Source organism: Thermococcus alcaliphilus, from assembly GCF_024054535.1.
Classification (GTDB): Archaea; Methanobacteriota_B; Thermococci; order Thermococcales; family Thermococcaceae; genus Thermococcus_A; species Thermococcus_A alcaliphilus.
This window is the reverse complement of the sequence record NZ_JAMXLV010000005.1, coordinates 1-429: the sequence shown is the minus strand read 5'-3', so window position 1 is coordinate 429 and position 429 is coordinate 1. Positions and strand designations below refer to the sequence as shown.

At 45.9% G+C, this 429-nt stretch carries 1 pseudogene; it reads left to right on the top strand.

The annotated features are described in order from the left end of the window. Positions 1-429: pseudogene (locus NF859_RS00020) on the top strand (ABC transporter substrate-binding protein); the annotation flags it as partial.

The following is a 429-nucleotide window of genomic DNA, read 5'->3' as shown; positions in this document are numbered from 1 at the left end:
TTCTTCAACCCATTCGCCTGCAGAGACATAAGATACGCATTGAACTTCCTCATAAGCAGACAATACATAGTCCAGAACATCCTCCAGGGATCAGGACAACCAATGCTTGGTGGTATAAGGCCAAGCACCGGTGCAAACGCATACTTCGAACCAGTATACAAAGCCATGGGAATCACAGCAGTTGCAGACATCGCCAAATCACAGCAATTAGTTGAGAACTGCATGAAGAAAGCCGCAGATGAGTTAGCAAAACAAGGTTATGAACTCAAGAAAGGCGACGACGGATTCTGGTACTTCAACGGTGAGCCCGTCACACTCAAATTCATCATCAGAATTGAAGACCACAGAAAGGATCTTGGTCTTTATGTTGCCGACTTGATCGAGAGATTCTGGGGCTTCAAGGTTGAGAGGCTTCTCTGGGATAGAAGA